The following is an 18496-nucleotide window of genomic DNA, read 5'->3' as shown; positions in this document are numbered from 1 at the left end:
GATTAAGCATGAATTACACTATTAAAAATAGCATCTTACAGGTTGAAATTGCCAGTAAGGGTGCTGAAGTGCAAAGTGTGAAAAGTTTACATAGCGGATACGAATATATTTGGCAGGCTGATCCTGAAGTTTGGCAAAGACATGCTCCCGTCCTTTTTCCCATTGTGGGGAAACTTAAAAATGATGAATATACTTATCAGGGCAAAACCTATCACTTAACTCAGCATGGTTTTGCGCGAGATTCAGAGTTTAAAGTTGAGCGACATACGGACGAAAGCATTACTTTTTTGCTGACGGATTCTGCCAAAACTAGAGAAGTTTACCCGTTCAAATTTGAGTTGCGTGTGAACTATAACTTGCTTAATAATTTGCTGGAAGAAAATTTTTCAGTCGTTAATAAGTCAGATGGCGCAATGATTTTTGGTATTGGGGGACATCCCGGTTTTAACATCCCTACTAGCAAGACCTTGTCTAAGGAAGATTTTTACTTTAGTACTAAACCTTCTCGTGCTCGCGTTCGTATTCCTCTTAAAGGAGCTTTTTTAGACTGGCCCAATCGTTCGCTGGCTTCAACCAATAGTTTGATTACCCTTAGTGATCATCTGTTTAAAGATGATGCTTTGATTTTTCAAATGCGGGGTCATGACAACCGGGTATCTTTAAGAACGGATGCCAACAATTTTCATGTCAACGTTTGGCTGAGGGATGCGCCCTTTGTCGGTGTGTGGTCCCAATACCCCAAAACCGCTGATTATGTTTGTATTGAACCATGGTGGGGCATTGCAGATCGCACTGATACTAATCAAAAATTGGAAGACAAATATGGCATGAATCACCTTGAAGCTGGTGATACTTTTACTGCTGGCTTTAGTATGGCCTTTCATGATCAAGATGAATAAGCTTTAATCAGTAAACTAAAAAAGGAAGCTCTCGGGCTTCCTTTTTTACAGTTCTTATTAATTTCACCAAAAATAATTCTTGCGAACAAATGTTCTTATGATTATAATAAAATAGCTAGCTGAAATTGCTAGCCATATTATCTGCTATGCAATTATAATTTATGATGCTTTTTCTTATACCAGTACCATAATCCAAAAGGAATGATATTCTCCTGGTGATGCAATAATCGTTTAATATTGCTTCTGTGACGGATAAATAAGATGATCATGATGCAGCCCACAATTAGCTCCAGAAAAACATCATGAAAAAAGAAGGTTACAATGAATATTAAGACTACGGCAATTAAACTGGACAGGCTGACATAAGACGTGATAAAAACCAATGGCAAGAAAATAAGGGCACAGACACCAAAGAATTTAAGGTTGTAGCCTAAAAAAAGTCCAGCACTGGTTGCTACGGCTTTGCCACCTTTAAATTTGAGAAAGATGGAGAATGTGTGTCCCAGAATTGCTAAGCCTCCTGAAATTAACAAAAAATATTTAGGAGCATTAATATGGAAAATTCTGGGTAAATTTGTGGCTAATGTTCCCTTGAGAACATCAACAATTAAGACCAGGCTACCTGCAAGTGGTCCAAAAACGCGAAAAGAGTTAGTAGTTCCGATATTGCCAGAGCCATAGTTTCTAATATCTTCCGCAAAAAATACCTTGCCGACAATCACGCCTGTGGGAAACGAACCTATTAAATATGCTAGAATAAATATCAGAATTAAATTTAAGTTTATCATTGATATCCTGCTCTCTTAAAGTCTAATGCTATTTTATCAGAGTTTACAAAATATGAGGATGAAAATAATAAATGATTTTTAACTGGAGGAGTCTATTTGGCTAAAACAAGTAAAAAAACAAATTCTTATGATGACTCATCAATTCAGATTCTACATGGCTTGGAAGCTGTACGCAAGCGTCCGGGTATGTATATCGGATCAACTGATGTTCATGGTCTTAATCAACTTATTTATGAAATCGTAGATAACTCAGTAGATGAGGCAATGGCCGGATTTGGTAAAGAAATTGACGTGACGATTCATGAAGATAACAGTGTGACGGTACGTGATTTTGGTCGAGGGATGCCCACAGGTATGCATAAGTCAGGCAAGCCCACAATTGAAGTTATCCTGACTGTCTTGCATGCCGGTGGCAAGTTTACTGAACAAAATTACAAAACTTCCGGTGGACTTCATGGAGTAGGTTCCTCTGTCGTTAATGCTCTTTCCAGTTATATGGATGTTAAGGTAGTCAGAGATGGGATCGCTTACGAAGAAGAGTTTAAAGATGGCGGACACCCTATTGGTACCTTAAAACGTTTAGGCAAAACTAAGGAACCTACAGGTACCACCATTACTTTTAAACCCGATGAAAAAATTTTCTCGACTATTAAATATAAATATGAAACTATTCAAGAACGCATACGTGAGTCGGCTTTTCTGCTTAAAGGTGTGCGCTTTGTCTTAGTAGATGAGCGTGAACCGCAACATCATGATGATTTTAAGTATGATGAAGGTATTAAAGCTTTTGTTTCCTATTTGAATGAAGGTAAAGATTCTTTAAGCGACATTTTTTACTTTTCGGGTAAACAAGACGAAATTGAAGTTGAATTCAGTGGTCAGTATAGTGACAGCTATTCAGAAAACCTGGTTTCTTTTGTAAATAACGTGCGTACGTCGGATGGTGGTACTCACGAAGTAGGTGCAAGGACCGGTTTTACGCGTGCTTTTAATGATTATGCTAAGAAGCAGGGATTGTTAGGAAAAAAAGACAAAAATATCGACGGCTCCGATTATCGCGAGGGTTTAAGTGCTGTTTTATCAGTTAAAATTCCAGAAGAGTTACTGGAGTTTGAAGGGCAGACTAAGGGTAAACTGGGTACCCCTCAAGCTAGATCAGTTGTTGACGCGATTGTTTATGAAAAAATGTCTTATTACCTGATGGAAAAGGGTGAACTGGCGCAAGAGCTGGTGAAAAAGGCACAAAGAGCAAGAGATGCCCGTGAAGCTGCCAAAAAAGCCCGTAACGAAAGCCGAAATGGCAAAAAGCGTCGTAAAAAAGAAGTCCTGTCTGGTAAACTAACACCGGCACAATCACGTAATCCTAAAAGAAATGAGCTTTTCTTGGTGGAAGGGGATTCTGCCGGCGGCTCCGCAAAGCAGGGACGAGACCGTAAGTTCCAGGCAATATTGCCATTACGGGGAAAGGTTTTAAACACCCAAAAAGCAAAACTGCAAGATATATTTAAAAATGAAGAAATCAACACCATGATTTACACCATTGGTGCCGGTGTAGGCGCTGAATTTAAAGTAGAAGATTCCAATTACGATAAAGTAATCATCATGACAGATGCCGATGATGACGGTGCCCATATCCAGATTTTATTATTAACCTTTTTCTACCGCTATATGAGACCAATGATCGAGCATGGCAAAGTTTATATTGCTTTGCCTCCTCTTTATCGCTTGCAAAAAGGTCGTGGCAAAAAGGCGCAGATAAAATATTCCTGGACTGACGAAGAGCTTGCTGCCGATGAAAAGAAAATGGGTCGTGGTTATGCTTTACAACGGTTCAAAGGTCTGGGAGAGATGAATGCTGAACAGTTGTGGCGAACAACAATGGATCCACAAACAAGGCTGCTTATTCGGGTAAAAATTGACGATGCTGCCTTGGCTGAGCGTCGTGTGACCACATTAATGGGTGACAAAGCAGGTGCAAGGCGAAAGTGGATTGAAGAAAACGTTAAGTTCAGACTTGGGGATAATACTTCAATTTTGGAAGAAGAAAATGAATAAAGAGGTTTTTAATTAATGGCTACAAAAGAACGAATTCGTGAAATGCCCCTTGAGCAAGTCATGGGTGAGCGATTTGGCAGATATTCCAAATATATTATCCAAGAGCGTGCCTTGCCAGATATTCGTGATGGTTTGAAACCAGTGCAAAGAAGAATCCTTTACGCTATGTTTCAAGATAATAATACATATGACAAGCCATTCAAAAAGGCGGCTAAAGCGGTGGGTAATATCATGGGTAATTTTCATCCCCACGGTGACAGTTCCATTTATGGTGCCCTGGTTCACCTTTCTCAAGACTGGAAAATGCGCGAACCACTAATTGAAATGCACGGTAACAATGGTTCAATGGATGGCGATGGTCCCGCTGCAATGCGTTATACCGAATCACGTCTAAGCAAGATTTCCAATATGTTGTTACAAGATATTGATAAAGATACAGTCAATATGGTCTTGAACTTCGATGATACTGAGTATGAGCCAACGGTTTTACCAGTTCGGTTTCCTAATTTATTAGTTAATGGTTCTACAGGTATTTCGGCTGGTTACGCTACCGAGATTCCACCGCATAACTTAGCAGAAGTAATTGATGCTACTATTTATTTGTTAAAGAATCCTGATGCAAGTCTTGATGATTTAATGCATTTTGTTAAAGGCCCTGATTTTCCTACAGGTGCCATTGTTTTAGGACAAAAAGGATTACGTGAAGCCTATGAAACGGGTCGAGGACGCATTCAGGTAAGAGCAAAAAGTTCAATTCAGGAAATTAGAGGCCATCGCGAAGAAATTGTTATTACTGAGATTCCTTTTGCTGTTAATAAAGCTTTGTTAGTTAAAAAGATGGATGAAATTCGTCTTAACAGGGAGATTGATGGCATAGCGGAAGTGCGTGATGAAACTGACCGTCATGGTTTATCAATCGTAGTGGAGTTAAAAAAGGGTGCTGATGCACAAAATATTCTGAATTATTTATTCAAGAATACTGAATTGCAAGTTTCCTATAACTTTAATATGGTTGCCATTGATCATATGACTCCCATGCAAGTTGGTTTAAAGCATATATTGTCTTCTTACTTAGAACATGAAAAAGATGTAGTAATCAAGAGGACGAAGTTTGATTTAAATAAAGCGGAAGAACGTCTGGAAATTATTCAGGGTTTGATTCATGCCATGGATATTTTGGACAAGGTAATTAAGGTAATTCGAGCATCTAAAAATAAAGCAGAAGCAAAGAAAAATATCTCAGATAAATTCAAGTTTACTGCCCGGCAAGCAGAAGCAATTGTTTCTTTGCAGCTGTATAGATTAACTAACACTGACGTTGATGCTTTGGTTAAAGAGCAAAGCGAACTAAACGAAAAAATAGCTCGTTTTAAAGAACTTTTGTCTAATAAAAAGACTTTAGATAAAGAGATAATTAAGGAATTAACGACAGTCAAAAAAGAATTTGGTAATCCGCGGCGCACTGAAATTTCATCTGAAACCGCTAAGATTCAAATTGATGAAAAAGCACTAGTGGCAGATGAGCAAGTACGTGTTTTAATCAGTCGTGATGGTTACTTGAAGAGATCGTCTCTTCGTTCCTGGCAGTCAAGTGATGATGAGGATAATGGTTTGCCGAGTGGGGATGAGGTCGTTTTTGAAAAGACATTGTCCACGTTAACAAATCTATACTTGTTTACTGACCGCGGTAATGTCATTTATAGACCAGTAAATGAGTTAGTGGAAACTAAGTGGAAAGAAACAGGCCAACACTTATCTCAAGAAATTGGCTTAAGCGGGGATGAAAATATCATTCGTGTCTTTGATTTTGAACAATTAGATCAAAAACTAAACTTTTTAATGGCAACTAATGATAGTTATATAAAACAATTGGAACTAAGTAATCTTCAGCCTACTAGAACTTATCGTTCACGCGCAATTACTGCGATGAAAATGAAAAAAGCTGACAGTAGGATTGTTCGTGTTGATTTAGTAAAACCTGATAGCAATAATGAAATCATTTTATTTACGCATAAAGCTTATGCGGTTCGTTATAATTTAGCTGAAATTCCTGCATCAGGCGCCAAATCATTTGGAGTAAAATCCGTGAATTTAAAAGATGACGACTATGTAGTTTCATATGTTGTAATAAATCCTGATTATCTTGACTTGATTCGTGTCGGTATAATTACTCAAAGGGGAGCATTCAAGCAGCTTAAAGCCGGCTTAGTCAATAAAGTATCTCGTGCCAAACGAGGGCTATTAGTTTTAAGAGAACTCAAAACTAAGCCTCACCGTATTGCAGCTGTTGTTTCATATGGTCAAGAACATACCTTGCTGATCACAACAACAAGTAAACGTCACATAAAACTTTCAACTAAAGATTATCCGCTCGGTGATAGGTATTCTAATGGCTCCTTTGTCTTGGATACGACAAGTGATGGCCAGCCAGTTAATATAAAATTGGGAGTGCCTTTAAGTGCTGAATAATTTTTTATTTATTTAATGATATCAATAATTTATGGAAGTGCTTTAACAGCTTTAAATAATACTTTGACACAAAGGGGTTTTTGATTGATAATAGCATATAAATAGAGCAATATTATTGTTAAGATAGAAGGAATCATCTTATGCCTAAAACAGATACAATACTCTCGACCAAATCCTTACATTATTTTTTGCAATTAATTGATACCATGAACTACACCCAAGCTGCTCAGATACTTGGTATTACCCAACCGGCTTTAACTCAGCAAATAAAGAAAATTGAACATGCAATTGGCACCCCGTTGTTTGGCCAAATGGGTAAAAAGCTTTACTTAACGGAAGCAGGAAAGCAGTTGCAAACTGGGGCAATCAAACTGCTCGGGACTATTAATTCTGTTGTTAGTGATATACAAGAGTTTACCCAAGCTGATAAAGGCAATATTGCAATTGGCGTTTTAGAAAGTATTAATTCTGATCTTCTTAGGAAATTTTTGGTTGATTTCAATAAAAATTATCCCAATATAACCATCAGCGTATCATATTTTAATCGTAAAGATCTTTGGTATAATCTTGATAATAATTTGATTGATTTAGCAATGCTTTATCTCCCTGAAACCACCAAAAAGAGTCAGTCAAATATAAAAAGCCAGTATGAATTAATGAAAGTTACTCAAGACAGGTTAACTATTCTAACTCATGATAAAAATCTTGAAGCAGGTAATTCATATCCAGTTTCTAAGTTTTTAGGAAAAAAGTGGGTTCTTTATCCTGATAGTTTTTATTTAACTCAAATACTTAAAGGAAAACTGGGCAATAAGATGAATGCGAGAAACGGTCTGAATGTTCCATTAACTTTCACTTCCACTAAAGAAATGGTTGATACAGCACAAGACACGGGGTATGACACAATTGTAAGTAACTCCTACTATAGCTTAAATCAAAGTCAAATTAATTTAGTACCTGTATTTTTAAAAGGCGTCAAAAAATTCACTATTTCGCTTATCTATCGCAAGGGGAAAAAAGAGGTTCCCCGCATACAGAACTTTTTGAAGGAATTTAAGAAATTCTTAGAAGACTGACGTTGTCAAATAATTTTGTAAAAATTTTGCTGCCAGACAAAAAATTTGTAATTTATTCTGTCAAGAATAACCTTTATTAGGTAAACTATAATTAAGTAAAATTTTAAAAAGAAAAAGAGGAAATCTAATGGAAAAAGAATTGGTCTTTGGTCATCAAAATCCTGACACAGATGCAATTGGTACAGCAATAGCTTATTCATATTTACAAAATAAGCTTGGTTACAATACAGAGGCGGTTGCTTTAGGCGAACCTAATGATGAAACAGCTTTTGCTTTAAAAAAGTTTGGTTTTAAAGCACCAAGAGTAATCAAGACCGCAGCAAATGAAGTTAAAGAAGTAATGCTCGTTGATCACAATGAACCACAGCAAAGTGTATCAGACATTGATCAGGTTACTGTAACTCATGTTGTTGATCACCACAGAATTATGAATTTTAACACTAGTATGCCTTTATTTTATCTTGCCGAACCGGTAGGTTGCACTAGTACCATTATGTTTAGTCTTTATAAGCATTTTAAAGTTGAAATTCCTAAGAATATTGCTGGCATCATGCTCTCTGCCATCATCTCTGACACATTATTGCTAAAATCTCCTACAACTACTGATAGAGATAAAAAAGCCGTTAAGGAACTTGCAGAAATTGCTGGTGTAGATTACGAAAAATATGGCTTGGAAGAATTAAAAGCTGGGACTAACATAGCAAGCAAATCAGAAGCAGAACTAATTGATTTAGACGCCAAATCATTTGAATTAAATGGCAAAAATGTACGAGTAGCTCAAATTAATGTGGTTGATTTGCCAGAAGCTCTGGAACGCAAAGAAGCCTTCTTGAAGACGATGAAAGATTCAGCAAATTCAGAGGGATATGATTTGTTTATGTTACTTATAACTAATGTACTCGATTCAGACTCAACCGCATTAGTTATAGGTTCAAATGAAGCTTTAGCATCATTTGAAAAAGCATTTGGTGAAGTTAAAGATTCAGAAATTAGCTTACCTGGAGTTGTTTCAAGGAAAAAGCAAGTTGTTCCACCGTTAACTGAAGCATTTAAGTAATTTAAAAAGCACGAAATAGTTAAAATCTATTTCGTGCTTTTTCTAATCTTTGTTAATTTCCTTAGCCAAAATAATGAATGATTTACATACTCTTTCAGCCTTATCAGGTGACATTTTTCTAAGTTCATTAAGAACCTTCTTAATAAATACAGGAGTATTATCTTGGTGATTTTCCACCTTAACTTCCTTAAAGCGGTAAGCATTCATGATAATATCTGGCGTAGTTGTATTTAAAGCTCTGGCAATTGAGTCAAGCTTTTGAATACTAATATTTTGATTTTTTGTACGTTCAAGGCGAGAAATAAAGTTAACTGATAGATCACTTAATTCAGCAAGATCTTCCTGGGTCAACTTTTGTTCACGCCGCCTGCGACATATTTCTTTTCCTAAATTTATACTCATGGAATAAATTCAACCCTTTCAAAAAAATAATTCCATATTCTATAATAACAGATTAATTATAGAAATAAACAGTAAAACAAAAATAATAATGAATAAAACACTTGCTTTTGGCAAAATTATACTCAAACTAAATGTTTTAAACTATACCCCACATAGTATTGTAAGCTATTTTTTGGAAAAATAAAATAAAAAAGCTCCAAATAATTAAACTTAAAGTGAAAAAGGAAAGAGTGGCAAATATTATATCAAAGCGTGTATTCGCTTGCTGGATAGGCAAGTAGAAAAGTGTTTATGTAAAAAAATTAAACTTCAATTGTTTTATATATTTATCAATGTTAGAAAGCGCTTTTATTTATATTTTTACACTTATAAAGTATTATTTTTAAATAAATCAATTAATCTGGATAAGAAAAGGGCTGGCTAATCATATTAATTTTAAAAAGTTATAAGTAATAAAAATCATTTTACATTATACAAAATAAAATTATAGTTTTTGGAATAATGGCAACTTTTGTTTGTCGTAATAAACTTTTGAAGAAATTCAAAATAAAAAATCGTACTTATAAATTATTGATTTAGCTATCTAAATGGAGCTGATAAAGTAAGAAATTTTGATAAGAGGTAGTTGCAGCTTAGTAAGATATAACTTCGTATAATATATATTATGTAAAGTAAAATAGAAATTACGGAGAGCGTGTAAAAAAGAATTAGAAATTCTTTTGTTTAAATGAATTTCTAATTCTTTAGATTGACACAAGTCATCTGAGAGTTCGTTAAAAACTGAATGAGTGTATAATTGATCATTTAGCTGCCTGTGAGTCTCCCAGGAATTATTATTAGAGCTAATTTTCGTTTAGTTAATATTTTTTATTAACAAGTAGTTTGAATCAGCCAATATTAGTACTTTAAAAGTGATAACATTGGTAGATTTTGTATCAAAAGCAGCTATAAGCAATTTGAGCAACATTGTTTTAATTTGAGAATTTAAAGTTTGATCGAATAATTTGGTTTAGGTTTTGAATACGGTCAGCTATGAAGTTTTTTCAGTTGCTTTCATTAAAACTATAATTTTAATGAAAGATATTAAAATTATCAACGAGTTCAAATATTTTTATTCATTGATTGATTTTTGCAAAACTGGATGTAATTTTTTGATAAGTTTAAATTAAAGCCGAAATTTCTATTTAAAACTTTTTAAAAGATTTATCCTAAAAAATAACAAAGCCGTTTTTTGCTTCCCCCTTCTCCATTCCATAATAAGTATATGCGACTCAAACATACATTCTAGTTTTGTTTTATAATAAAGCATGTAACTTATTAAATTAAGCTAGGAGAAATTTATTACGTGGAAACAAAAAAGTATTTAGATCTAATTGACGAAGAATTAAGCAAAATGCCAGATTTTGTTAAAGAATACAATTTTGGTACTAGTCACTCTTTAGCTACCTCCTATCAGTATCTGACAGAAATCAGAAGATTTTTTGATTGGCTCCGTCATGAAGGTATTTCAAAAGCTGAAAATAACAAAAGCATTGAAACCCAAACTTTAGCTCACCTGCAACGCAACGACATCATGCTTTATATTAATTATTTAGGTCATACTAAGAATAAGCAAGGCAACTTGAATTCGCCTACTACAATCAATCGGTCTATTAATGCCCTGAGGTCTCTTTTTAAGTTTTTAACTATTACTGCTGATAATATTAATGGCAAACCATACTTTGAGCGCAATGTTATGCTCAAAATTGATTCTCTTAATAATACAAAAACTTTAAATTATCGGGCCCATGTTCTTGAATCACACATGTACACAGGAAAATTAAAATACCAATTTTTGGATTTTATTGCAAATAATTATGAATTTAAATGCAATAAACATGCTTTACCGGGATTTAAAGCAAATAAAGAACGCGACATGGCAGTCATTGCTTTAATTCTGGGAACTGGAATCAGAGTTTCTGAATGTGCAGGAATTGACTTGTCTGACATTAATTTTAAAAAGGCTACATTGGACGTAACCCGTAAAGGTGGCCAACGAGACAGCGTACCAATTGCTGAATGGACTTTGGGTTACATCAAGGACTATAAAAAGATCAGAAAACAACGCTATTTGGCGGTAAAAAAAGATTCAGCTTTTTTTCTGACTCGCTGGCATAACAAAACACGTCGGATCACCACAAGCGCTATTGAGAAAATGGTCAACAAATATTCAGCAGCTTTTGGTCACCCGCTCACTCCCCATAAATTGCGCCATACAGTGGCTTCTGAACTGTATGGCGTAACCAAAGACCAAGTGCTGGTAGCTCAGCAACTGGGCCAAAAAGGAACTTCAGCAACCGATTTATATACTCACGTTGATCAAAAAAAGCAACGTGCTGCATTGAATGAAATTTCAGAGGCCGATAAAAAGAATAGTGATCACAACCAAGCATAGTACAGAGTCTGTTTTAGTCGAATTTTGTTTGCCAATTAGGATTTTGATTCCCTTCAAAACACATTTTTATTTCTGCTAAAGAATTTCGTGGCAATGACAAAGGTGGTAAATTATCGAATTCGAAAAATGAACACTTGTCAGTTTCTGTATTTTGGGAAAATTTACCACCCAGGTCTTTACACAAAAAAATGACATTACAAACATTAATAGCTCTTTCAATTCGCTCTTTATCATAAACGTTAGTTGAATGGTTGGTTACTGCAATAATTCGCTCAACTTCAATTTTATGCCCGGACTCCTCTGCGGCTTCTTTTATACAATTTTCTTTAACGGTTATATTAGGTTCACACCAACCACCAGGCATTGACCATAAATTATCTGTAGTCTCTTTAACCAGTAAGATTTTTTGTTTATTAAAAATTGCTGCTCTAGTAGAAACTTTAGGTGTCTGGTAACCATCATCACTACTGAACAAGCCTTTAACAACATTTATTGATAATCCAGTTTTGGCTGCCATCATTTCAGTAGCGATCTTTCTTACCTGTTCGTAGCGTTCCCTATCAAAGCGATCGTGACCATATTGTATGCCGTCTTGAGCAATGCTCTGCAATTCTACTGCCCATTCTGTTATTTGATCCATTTGTTTCATATATATTCTCACATTCTTGAGTCAAAAAAAGCAACCTTACAAGGGGTTGCTTTTATTTTGTTAAATCAATTTTATCTATATCAATCATCCAACCAATTGCAAAAGACTTTTCTCCCAAATGTGTAGCAATAACAGGACTAAATTTGGTAACAGAAATATTTTGCTCCGGAAACTTTTCTCTTAGAAACACTTTAGCCTCATCTACCTGACTACTATCGTTGGAATCTATAATAAAAAGTTTGATTTTATCTTTATAAGGCAACTGATCTATTTTCTTTACAGTTAATTTCTTAATTTTGATAAACGCACGTTTCATAGAACGGATCTTATCAAAAGCTACTATATTGCCGTCTTTAAAAGTAAGCAATGGCTTAATGTTTAACATTGAACCAATAAAAGCACCAGCATTGCTTAAACGTCCCCCGCGACTTAAATTTTTTAAATCATTAACTACAAATATTTCATCAATAGTAGAACGAATTTTTTCAAGTCGAGTTAAAATGGTATCCAAATCTAGACCATTTTTTATCATTTTGGCTGCTGCCAAAACCAAATTTCCTTGTAAACGAACAGTCATTCTAGAATCAATCGCATGTAAATTATATTTTGGGTGATTTTCTGCAAAATTACATAATGTTTGATAAAAACCCGATATCCCGCTGGAAAGTGTAATAGCAATAATTGCCTCATAGCCTTCTTCATTCAGGCGATCAAAAAGACGAATTAAATCACCAGTACTTGGCTGAGAAGTTTTAGGAAAATCTGCTCCTTCCCTCTGCATTTTAAAAAGCTGATCAGAGGTTATATCAACATTTTCCAAATATTCTTTTTTACCTATAATAATCGGAATTGAAACAACAATAATGTTATTTTTTTCAGCCTCTTGTTTTGTTATGGCGCTGGTACTATCAGTAACTAAAGCAATCTTCATCTAATTTACCTTTCGCTTTTGTCTGTACAACATACAAGAATTATAGCATAAAAAAATAAGTGTTTCGACTATCAACTATAGAGAACTTGTTTGTTCTGTTTTCTGCACTAATTTAGTAAATATTTGGTCAAATGCTTTTATTTCTTGCTCTGTAAGACCATGTAAAAGTGATTCTTCTATTTCTTTTAAAACGTTTCGCAATTCAGAAATTTTCTCCAATCCCTGATCATTTAACAAAACTGTTTTACTTGAGTCACTTTCTGACCTTTTAATTGTTACAAAGCTCATTGTTTTCTTCTGCTGCAACTGTCTGCTTAATGTTGAAAGCGATATTTTTAATTTTTCAGCTAAATCTCCCATTTTTAAAGCTGTATTGCCATTATGGTAAAAATAAAGCAAAATTCTAGTTTGCGAAAGGTTTAACCCACACTTTTTGTTTATTTCGTTTTTAATAATTCCAGCAATTGTGCTAAAAGATAAAACATCCATTTAACTACCTTTTCTGATTAAACAAAATCATAAAAATATTTTATAAACTAAAATTTAAGTGACATTAAGAACATAAAAAATGCCAAGCAAAGTTGTGAAACATTCACATTTGACTGCTACTATTACTTTTAGCTTATAAACATTTGCATTAATAACTTTAAATCTATATTACCAGTATATCAGTTTTTTGCAACGATTTCTTTAATTATTGCAAAAATTATTACTATATAAATGGTAGTACTCTTTTTTAAGTTTTTTGATAATTTATATTTTAAACGGGTACTTATTGCTGAATACTTGGTATAATAGAAAACGTGTTTTGAGGTGATAATATGGCTTTTGATGGTTTGTTCATACATAGCCTGTTAAATGATGTTAAACCGAAAATCGTGAATAGCAGGCTTTCCAAGATTTATCAACCATTTGAACAAGATCTAGTATTAACTTTTAGGAAAGACCGAAAAAATATACAATTGTTATTATCTGCCAATGCGCAGTATCCACGTTTCTATATTACTGAGCAAACAATTGCTAATCCTGATAAAGCACCAACTTTTGTTATGGTGTTGCGCAAATATTTGGAAGGCTCAATTTTACAATCAATTGACCAATTGGGAGTTGACCGCATTGTCAATTTTAGTTTTAGTAATCGTAATGAACTTGGAGATCAAGTTCAACTAGTCTTATCATTAGAGTTAATGGGCAGACATAGCAATGTTATTCTCTATGACCAAAAAAGTGGACGCATAATTGATTTGCTTAAAAGAATTAATCCTGATGAAAATAGAGTGAGATTGCTCTTGCCCAAAGCTAAATATGAGTTACCTCCCCTTATATCTGGTATTGACGGTTTTAAGATGACAAAAAAAGAATTTAGTCAAAGATCTATCAATTCTAATCCTAAAAAATTTGCCAGTCAGATTGGTGGCCTTGATCGGGACGATCGTCAAGAACTTGCAGGTTATTTGGAAGACGATTTTTCCTATTCATCTTTTAAAACTTTTATGGCTCAGTTTAATAAAAAAGGTGCTTTTATTCTAAAATCACCAAATAATAAGCGTAAAATTTTTCCTTATTTGCCCTACCATCTCGACTTGATTAAAGAAAGCTCTGATCCAGATATTAATCACGCATTAGACAACTTTTACCAATACCAGTCAAACCAAGATTGGGTAAGGCAAAAGTCAAGCCAGATAGAACGTGTAGTAAAAAATGAGCATAAAAAATTAGCTAAAAAAATAGTTAAGCTCCAAAAGCAATTGGATCAAGCTGAAAATTCTGAAGGATATAGAATTCGGGGAGAAATTCTTAATGCAAATTTGGCTCAAGTTAAACCGGGAATGACAGAAATTGAATTGCCCAATTATTATGAAAATAATCAACCACTAAAAATTAAGCTTGATGCTGCACTCTCTCCTGCTCGCAATGGTCAAAAATATTTCACCAAGTATAAAAAACTACGTGATTCAATTAAACATGTTAAAGAACAAATAAAAATAGCCCAAAACAATTTAAATTATTTTGACACTATTCAAACTGCAATCGACAATGCGGAACCACAGGATATCGATCAAATTAACGAAGAATTGATGAATCAAGGCTATATTAAAAAGCCCCAAAAACCTAGACGTAAAAAGAAAATTACTGAAAAAAATCTCAATAAATTTCGCATTTCATCTGGTAAAACGGTTTTAGTCGGCAAAAACAACTTACAAAATGATTGGCTCACTTTAAAAAAGGCTAATAAAACTGATATTTGGTTTCATGTTAAAAATATACCGGGGTCACACGTTATTTTACAATCAGATCAGGCAACAGAAGAGGATATTTCAGAAACTGCTGAGATTGCAGCCTATTTTTCTAAGGCCAAGAATTCGGCTCATGTGCAGGTTGACTATGTGCAAGATAAAAGAGTAAAAAAGCCTAATGGTGCAAAACCTGGTTTCGTAATTTATACTGGGCAAAATTCAATTGAGGTAACTCCTGAAAAAGACCGAGTATTAGGTAAAAGAATAAACTAAAAAACGAGGATGAAGAATCATCCTCGTTTTCAATTTTACTTGTGGAATCAAATTGGCTGTGTAGTTAAGGCCAACGATTCTAGAACGCTCAAAATAAGTTCAGTGGTTTCGATACTTGAAAATACAGGTATGTTCTGATTCAAAGCCTCATCGCGTATTCTGGTCGCATCGTCGCTAGCTGAGTCGGATAAGTTAGTAATATTAATCACCATATCAATTTTATGTTGTCGAATTTTATCCAATAGACTGCGAGAACCATGACTGATTTTGGAAACAATTCCTGTGGTTATTCCAGCTTCTGCTAAACCATTAGCTGTCCCTTCAGTGGCAATTATTTTAAATCCCAGACGATAAAAACGTTGAGCCAATTCTGTCACTTTCTTTTTATCTTCATTGCGAACAGATATAAAAATCGTACCAAAGTTTGGTATTCTTAACCCGCTAGCTTCATAACCCTTGTATAAAGCTTTTGCAAGCTCAGTATCTCGGCCCATGACAGAGCCAGACGATTTCATTTTTGAATCAAAAGAGTTTTCGCTTCGGTAGTTAATGTATGAAAAAACTGGCATTTTAACGAAAATGAAATTATTTGAATGCCACAAACCATTTTTACAATCTAAGTCAGGTAAGTTTTTGCCGATAAGCACTTCCGTTGCGCATTTGGTAATATCTTTTCCCAGTGCCTTAGATAAAAAAGCAATATTATGTCCGGCATAGGGCTTAATTTGTAATAAAAATATTTTCTTATCAACAATTAAAAAATGTAAGGTAAAAATTCCACGCATATTTATACGTTTAATCAATTCAGTAGCATATTCAAGCAGTAGTTTTTTGCCTGTTTTAGTTAGATTCTGTGGCTTAAAAACAGCAATCGAATCTGATGCATGGGAGCCAGTTTGTTCCAGGTGTTCTATAATACCGGGAAGCGTAACATTCTTGCCGTCTGAAATAGCCGTGATTTCATATTTATTTCCTTCAATAAAATGAGATAAACTAACTTTGGATAATTGATTTTCTTTCAAATATTTTTTTAGAGCCGGCAAATCATAAACAACAGCAGATTTTTGCTTAACACCCATATTGTTAAATCCGCCAATGAGGATTGGAAAACCATGTTCGTTGATAAAATTCTTAGCTTCGGTTTTATCAACTGTTGTTAAAAGCTTATTTTGTCCTAAATTTTTCAATGGTTTATTTAAAACTTGGTCAATACGATCCTTCGGATTAATATTTTTACTGCCTAAAATATTTAAGCCATTTTTTATTAGTTTTTTACATAAAGCATTCATTTCTTTGCCGGAGAACTGAACTAAAACATCTTTTATATCTTCTTTTTCGGCAATGTGAAGGATGCTTTCAAGAGTTATAGGTTCAAAATAGACCTTATCTGCCCTTTTATAGCTAATTGCCACAGATTCATCGTTATTGGATAATAAAACAGTGGCATAATTATTATTATGTAAAGTGTCAATTGCATGACTAATCATGTAGTCAAATTCGCTTGTAACTGAAACTTGTGAAGGTAACATTCCGATCACAAGCACTTTTTTGTTTGCAGTTAGAGCTTGGCTTTCATCTTGAACTCCATATGAGCTGTAATATGCCTTAACTAGAGGCTTAATTGTTCCGGCAGACCCGTCTATTTGTTGATAAGCCGGCTTCAAATGTAATTTTATAAGCTTCTTTTTAATTGCATTGGCATCAGTATTAGAAAGTTCAGAAATTAATGCATTGCGAAATCCTCTCTTTTTAGCTTCAATCAATAGTTCATCTGTTAGATTTCCAGCTGCTAATTTTTGACCTATTGCCACGATATGAGCCAGTTTTTGAAAATAAACGGGATGGATATGAATAATGTTTTGCAGCTCATGATAATCAAAACCCTTGGATATTGCGGCTAAAAGCTTAATTAAATGTGACTCATCGGGATGCTTTAAATCACTTGCAATTTCACTTTTTTCTTTTGCTTTTTCAGTTTTAAAAACATTAAGTGCCATTTTCAGATTAACTGTTGACGCAAGTCCCTTTAAAAAAGCTGATTCAAAATTTGTTCCTAAGCCAATGGCTTCCCCACTGGCTTGCATTTTGGTACCTAATAAATAGTGGTTGCTGCCAGATTGTGTTAGGGACCAGAAAGGCATTCTAACTGCGACTTTATCTAAAGTTGGTTCAACAGCAGCATTAAGACCTGATAATGGATCTGTTATTTCATCTAAACGATAGCCAATGGCTATTTTAGAAACAATATAGCCTAAACTATACAAACCTACTCTTTTTGACCAAATCGCACTGCGTGTCAACCGAGGCTTGATTGATAAAATTTTTACTGAGAATTTGGTGCCGTCATGTTTGACAGCAAAATGTATATTTAATATTCCCACTATTTTTAATTTGTTAGCAATTACTTTAGCAATGGCACGAATTTTTTGTACTTGGTCATTATTAAGCGTTAAAGCTGGCATTACAGTAGCAGAATCGCCAGCATTGATAGCTACGGATTCAAGAGTATCAGCTAAATTGGTGAAAAGTACATTTCCAGAACTGTCACGAATTATGTTAGCAATGACTTCTCCCCAAGAAGAAAGATCTTCAGACAAATGGTAATTACTAAAAGAAAAGTTCTCAGATTGTCCTTCTTTTGTTAAATATTCATTTAAATCGGAAACGTTATCAAAAATAATTTGTGTATTATTGGTCGAGGTATTTTCTTTGATAAGCATCACTGGAAACTGAACTTTTTCAGATAGCTGCTTCTGAATATCAACAGCATTAAAGTCAGTTAGATTCCAATATTTATTGCTTTCAATCTGGTTCTCAGACAAAAAGTTGTTTAGTTTTTGGTGATTGTCCATTGCAAGAGTTTGTTTATTCAGTGTTAGTAACCTAACTCCCATTTTTTGCAATATGCCGTCTTGAACCAATTCTCTGGTAACTTTTAAGCCTGTAGTTGAACCGTAGGCAGAAATAATAGCATTTGGTTCCTCCATACGAATTATTCTTTTAAGAAATTCCAATGTCATTGGTTCCAGATAGACGGTTAAACCGGGCTTTTTGTCAGTAGAAACAGTTGCCGGATTGGGATTAACCAAAACTACTTGAATATCTTCTTCAAAAAGTGCTCGAATTGCATCTTCAACTAACAAATCAGTTTCAGACACTTTACCAACCAAGGTTGGGCCTGATCCAATGATTAAAACTTTATCTAAGTCATTTTCTAAAGGCATTT

General features: G+C 34.4%; 13 protein-coding genes. 7 read left to right on the top strand and 6 right to left on the bottom strand.

Translation table 11 applies throughout. The features are described from left to right. Window positions 1–8: 8 nt before the first annotated feature. Complete coding sequence (locus H3U49_RS02070) at window positions 9–899, top strand: aldose 1-epimerase family protein (protein ID WP_198179271.1); 891 nt, start codon at window positions 9–11, stop codon at window positions 897–899. A 152-nt stretch (window positions 900–1051) separates the two neighbouring features. Here H3U49_RS02070 and plsY read toward each other — a convergent pair whose 3' ends face one another. Next, window positions 1052–1687 carry a glycerol-3-phosphate 1-O-acyltransferase PlsY gene (gene plsY / locus H3U49_RS02065; protein WP_198179270.1) on the bottom strand — a complete coding sequence of 212 codons (636 nt, stop codon included), beginning with the start codon at window positions 1685–1687 and terminating at the stop codon, window positions 1052–1054. Between the two features lie 96 nt (window positions 1688–1783). On the opposite strand from plsY, the gene parE reads away from it, so the two are divergent. From parE to H3U49_RS02045, 4 genes are all read left to right on the top strand, one after another. Then, window positions 1784–3742: a DNA topoisomerase IV subunit B gene (gene parE / locus H3U49_RS02060; RefSeq protein WP_198179269.1), complete on the top strand. Its 1959-nt coding sequence runs from the start codon at window positions 1784–1786 to the stop codon at window positions 3740–3742. Window positions 3743–3757: 15 nt separating this feature from the next. Then, on the top strand, window positions 3758–6211 hold the full coding sequence (gene parC / locus H3U49_RS02055; RefSeq protein ID WP_198179268.1) for a DNA topoisomerase IV subunit A: 2454 nt from the start codon (window positions 3758–3760) through the stop codon (window positions 6209–6211). Window positions 6212–6351: 140 nt separating this feature from the next. After that, complete coding sequence (locus H3U49_RS02050) at window positions 6352–7287, top strand: LysR family transcriptional regulator (RefSeq protein ID WP_198179267.1); 936 nt, start codon at window positions 6352–6354, stop codon at window positions 7285–7287. Between the two features lie 127 nt (window positions 7288–7414). Then, window positions 7415–8344, top strand: coding sequence for a manganese-dependent inorganic pyrophosphatase (locus H3U49_RS02045; protein ID WP_198179265.1), 930 nt, complete (start codon window positions 7415–7417; stop codon window positions 8342–8344). A gap of 42 nt (window positions 8345–8386) precedes the next feature. On the opposite strand, the gene H3U49_RS02040 is transcribed toward H3U49_RS02045, so the two are convergent. Further along, window positions 8387–8746, bottom strand: a complete 360-nt coding sequence (locus H3U49_RS02040) for a helix-turn-helix domain-containing protein (RefSeq protein ID WP_034979176.1) — start codon at window positions 8744–8746, stop codon at window positions 8387–8389. A gap of 1345 nt (window positions 8747–10091) precedes the next feature. Here H3U49_RS02040 and xerS point away from each other — a divergent pair. After that, on the top strand, window positions 10092–11180 hold the full coding sequence (gene xerS, locus H3U49_RS02035) for a tyrosine recombinase XerS (protein WP_198179262.1): 1089 nt from the start codon (window positions 10092–10094) through the stop codon (window positions 11178–11180). Window positions 11181–11193: 13 nt separating this feature from the next. Here xerS and H3U49_RS02030 read toward each other — a convergent pair whose 3' ends face one another. The 3 genes from H3U49_RS02030 to H3U49_RS02020 all read right to left on the bottom strand — a co-directional run bounded on the left by H3U49_RS02030 (window position 11194) and on the right by H3U49_RS02020 (window position 13249). Beyond that, complete coding sequence (locus H3U49_RS02030; RefSeq protein WP_198179260.1) at window positions 11194–11829, bottom strand: NUDIX hydrolase N-terminal domain-containing protein; 636 nt, start codon at window positions 11827–11829, stop codon at window positions 11194–11196. A 52-nt stretch (window positions 11830–11881) separates the two neighbouring features. Next, entirely contained in the window at window positions 11882–12760 is an 879-nt protein-coding gene (locus tag H3U49_RS02025; protein WP_198179258.1) for a DegV family protein, read from the bottom strand. Between the two features lie 75 nt (window positions 12761–12835). Next, window positions 12836–13249, bottom strand: coding sequence for a MarR family winged helix-turn-helix transcriptional regulator (locus H3U49_RS02020; RefSeq protein ID WP_198179256.1), 414 nt, complete (start codon window positions 13247–13249; stop codon window positions 12836–12838). Between the two features lie 332 nt (window positions 13250–13581). Between H3U49_RS02020 and H3U49_RS02015 the strand changes: the two genes are divergently transcribed. Then, a complete protein-coding gene (locus H3U49_RS02015; protein WP_198179254.1) occupies window positions 13582–15270 on the top strand; it encodes an NFACT family protein in 1689 nt (562 codons plus the stop codon). A 47-nt stretch (window positions 15271–15317) separates the two neighbouring features. Here the strand turns inward: H3U49_RS02015 and H3U49_RS02010 are convergent, their stop codons facing one another. Then, window positions 15318–18494 (bottom strand): carbamoyl phosphate synthase large subunit, encoded by a 3177-nt coding sequence (locus H3U49_RS02010; RefSeq protein ID WP_198179252.1) that lies wholly within the window; start codon window positions 18492–18494, stop codon window positions 15318–15320. Window positions 18495–18496 lie beyond the last annotated feature (2 nt).

It is taken from the genome of Lactobacillus sp. W8174, assembly GCF_016100975.1.
Classification (GTDB): Bacteria; Bacillota; Bacilli; order Lactobacillales; family Lactobacillaceae; genus Lactobacillus; species Lactobacillus juensis.
Note: the sequence above shows the minus strand (reverse complement) of the source record. Positions and strands in the feature narration are given on the sequence as shown.

Bases quoted from the DNA above. Each gene is read 5' to 3' on its own strand.
- H3U49_RS02070 (WP_198179271.1), top strand. From the start codon at position 9: ATGAATTACACTATTAAAAATAGCATCTTACAGGTTGAAATTGCCAGT.
- plsY (WP_198179270.1), bottom strand. From the start codon at position 1,687: ATGATAAACTTAAATTTAATTCTGATATTTATTCTAGCATATTTAATA.
- parC (WP_198179268.1), top strand. From the start codon at position 3,758: ATGGCTACAAAAGAACGAATTCGTGAAATGCCCCTTGAGCAAGTCATG.
- H3U49_RS02050 (WP_198179267.1), top strand. From the start codon at position 6,352: ATGCCTAAAACAGATACAATACTCTCGACCAAATCCTTACATTATTTT.
- H3U49_RS02045 (WP_198179265.1), top strand. From the start codon at position 7,415: ATGGAAAAAGAATTGGTCTTTGGTCATCAAAATCCTGACACAGATGCA.
- H3U49_RS02040 (WP_034979176.1), bottom strand. From the start codon at position 8,746: ATGAGTATAAATTTAGGAAAAGAAATATGTCGCAGGCGGCGTGAACAA.
- H3U49_RS02030 (WP_198179260.1), bottom strand. From the start codon at position 11,829: ATGAAACAAATGGATCAAATAACAGAATGGGCAGTAGAATTGCAGAGC.
- H3U49_RS02025 (WP_198179258.1), bottom strand. From the start codon at position 12,760: ATGAAGATTGCTTTAGTTACTGATAGTACCAGCGCCATAACAAAACAA.
- H3U49_RS02020 (WP_198179256.1), bottom strand. From the start codon at position 13,249: ATGGATGTTTTATCTTTTAGCACAATTGCTGGAATTATTAAAAACGAA.
- H3U49_RS02015 (WP_198179254.1), top strand. From the start codon at position 13,582: ATGGCTTTTGATGGTTTGTTCATACATAGCCTGTTAAATGATGTTAAA.
- H3U49_RS02010 (WP_198179252.1), bottom strand. From the start codon at position 18,494: ATGCCTTTAGAAAATGACTTAGATAAAGTTTTAATCATTGGATCAGGC.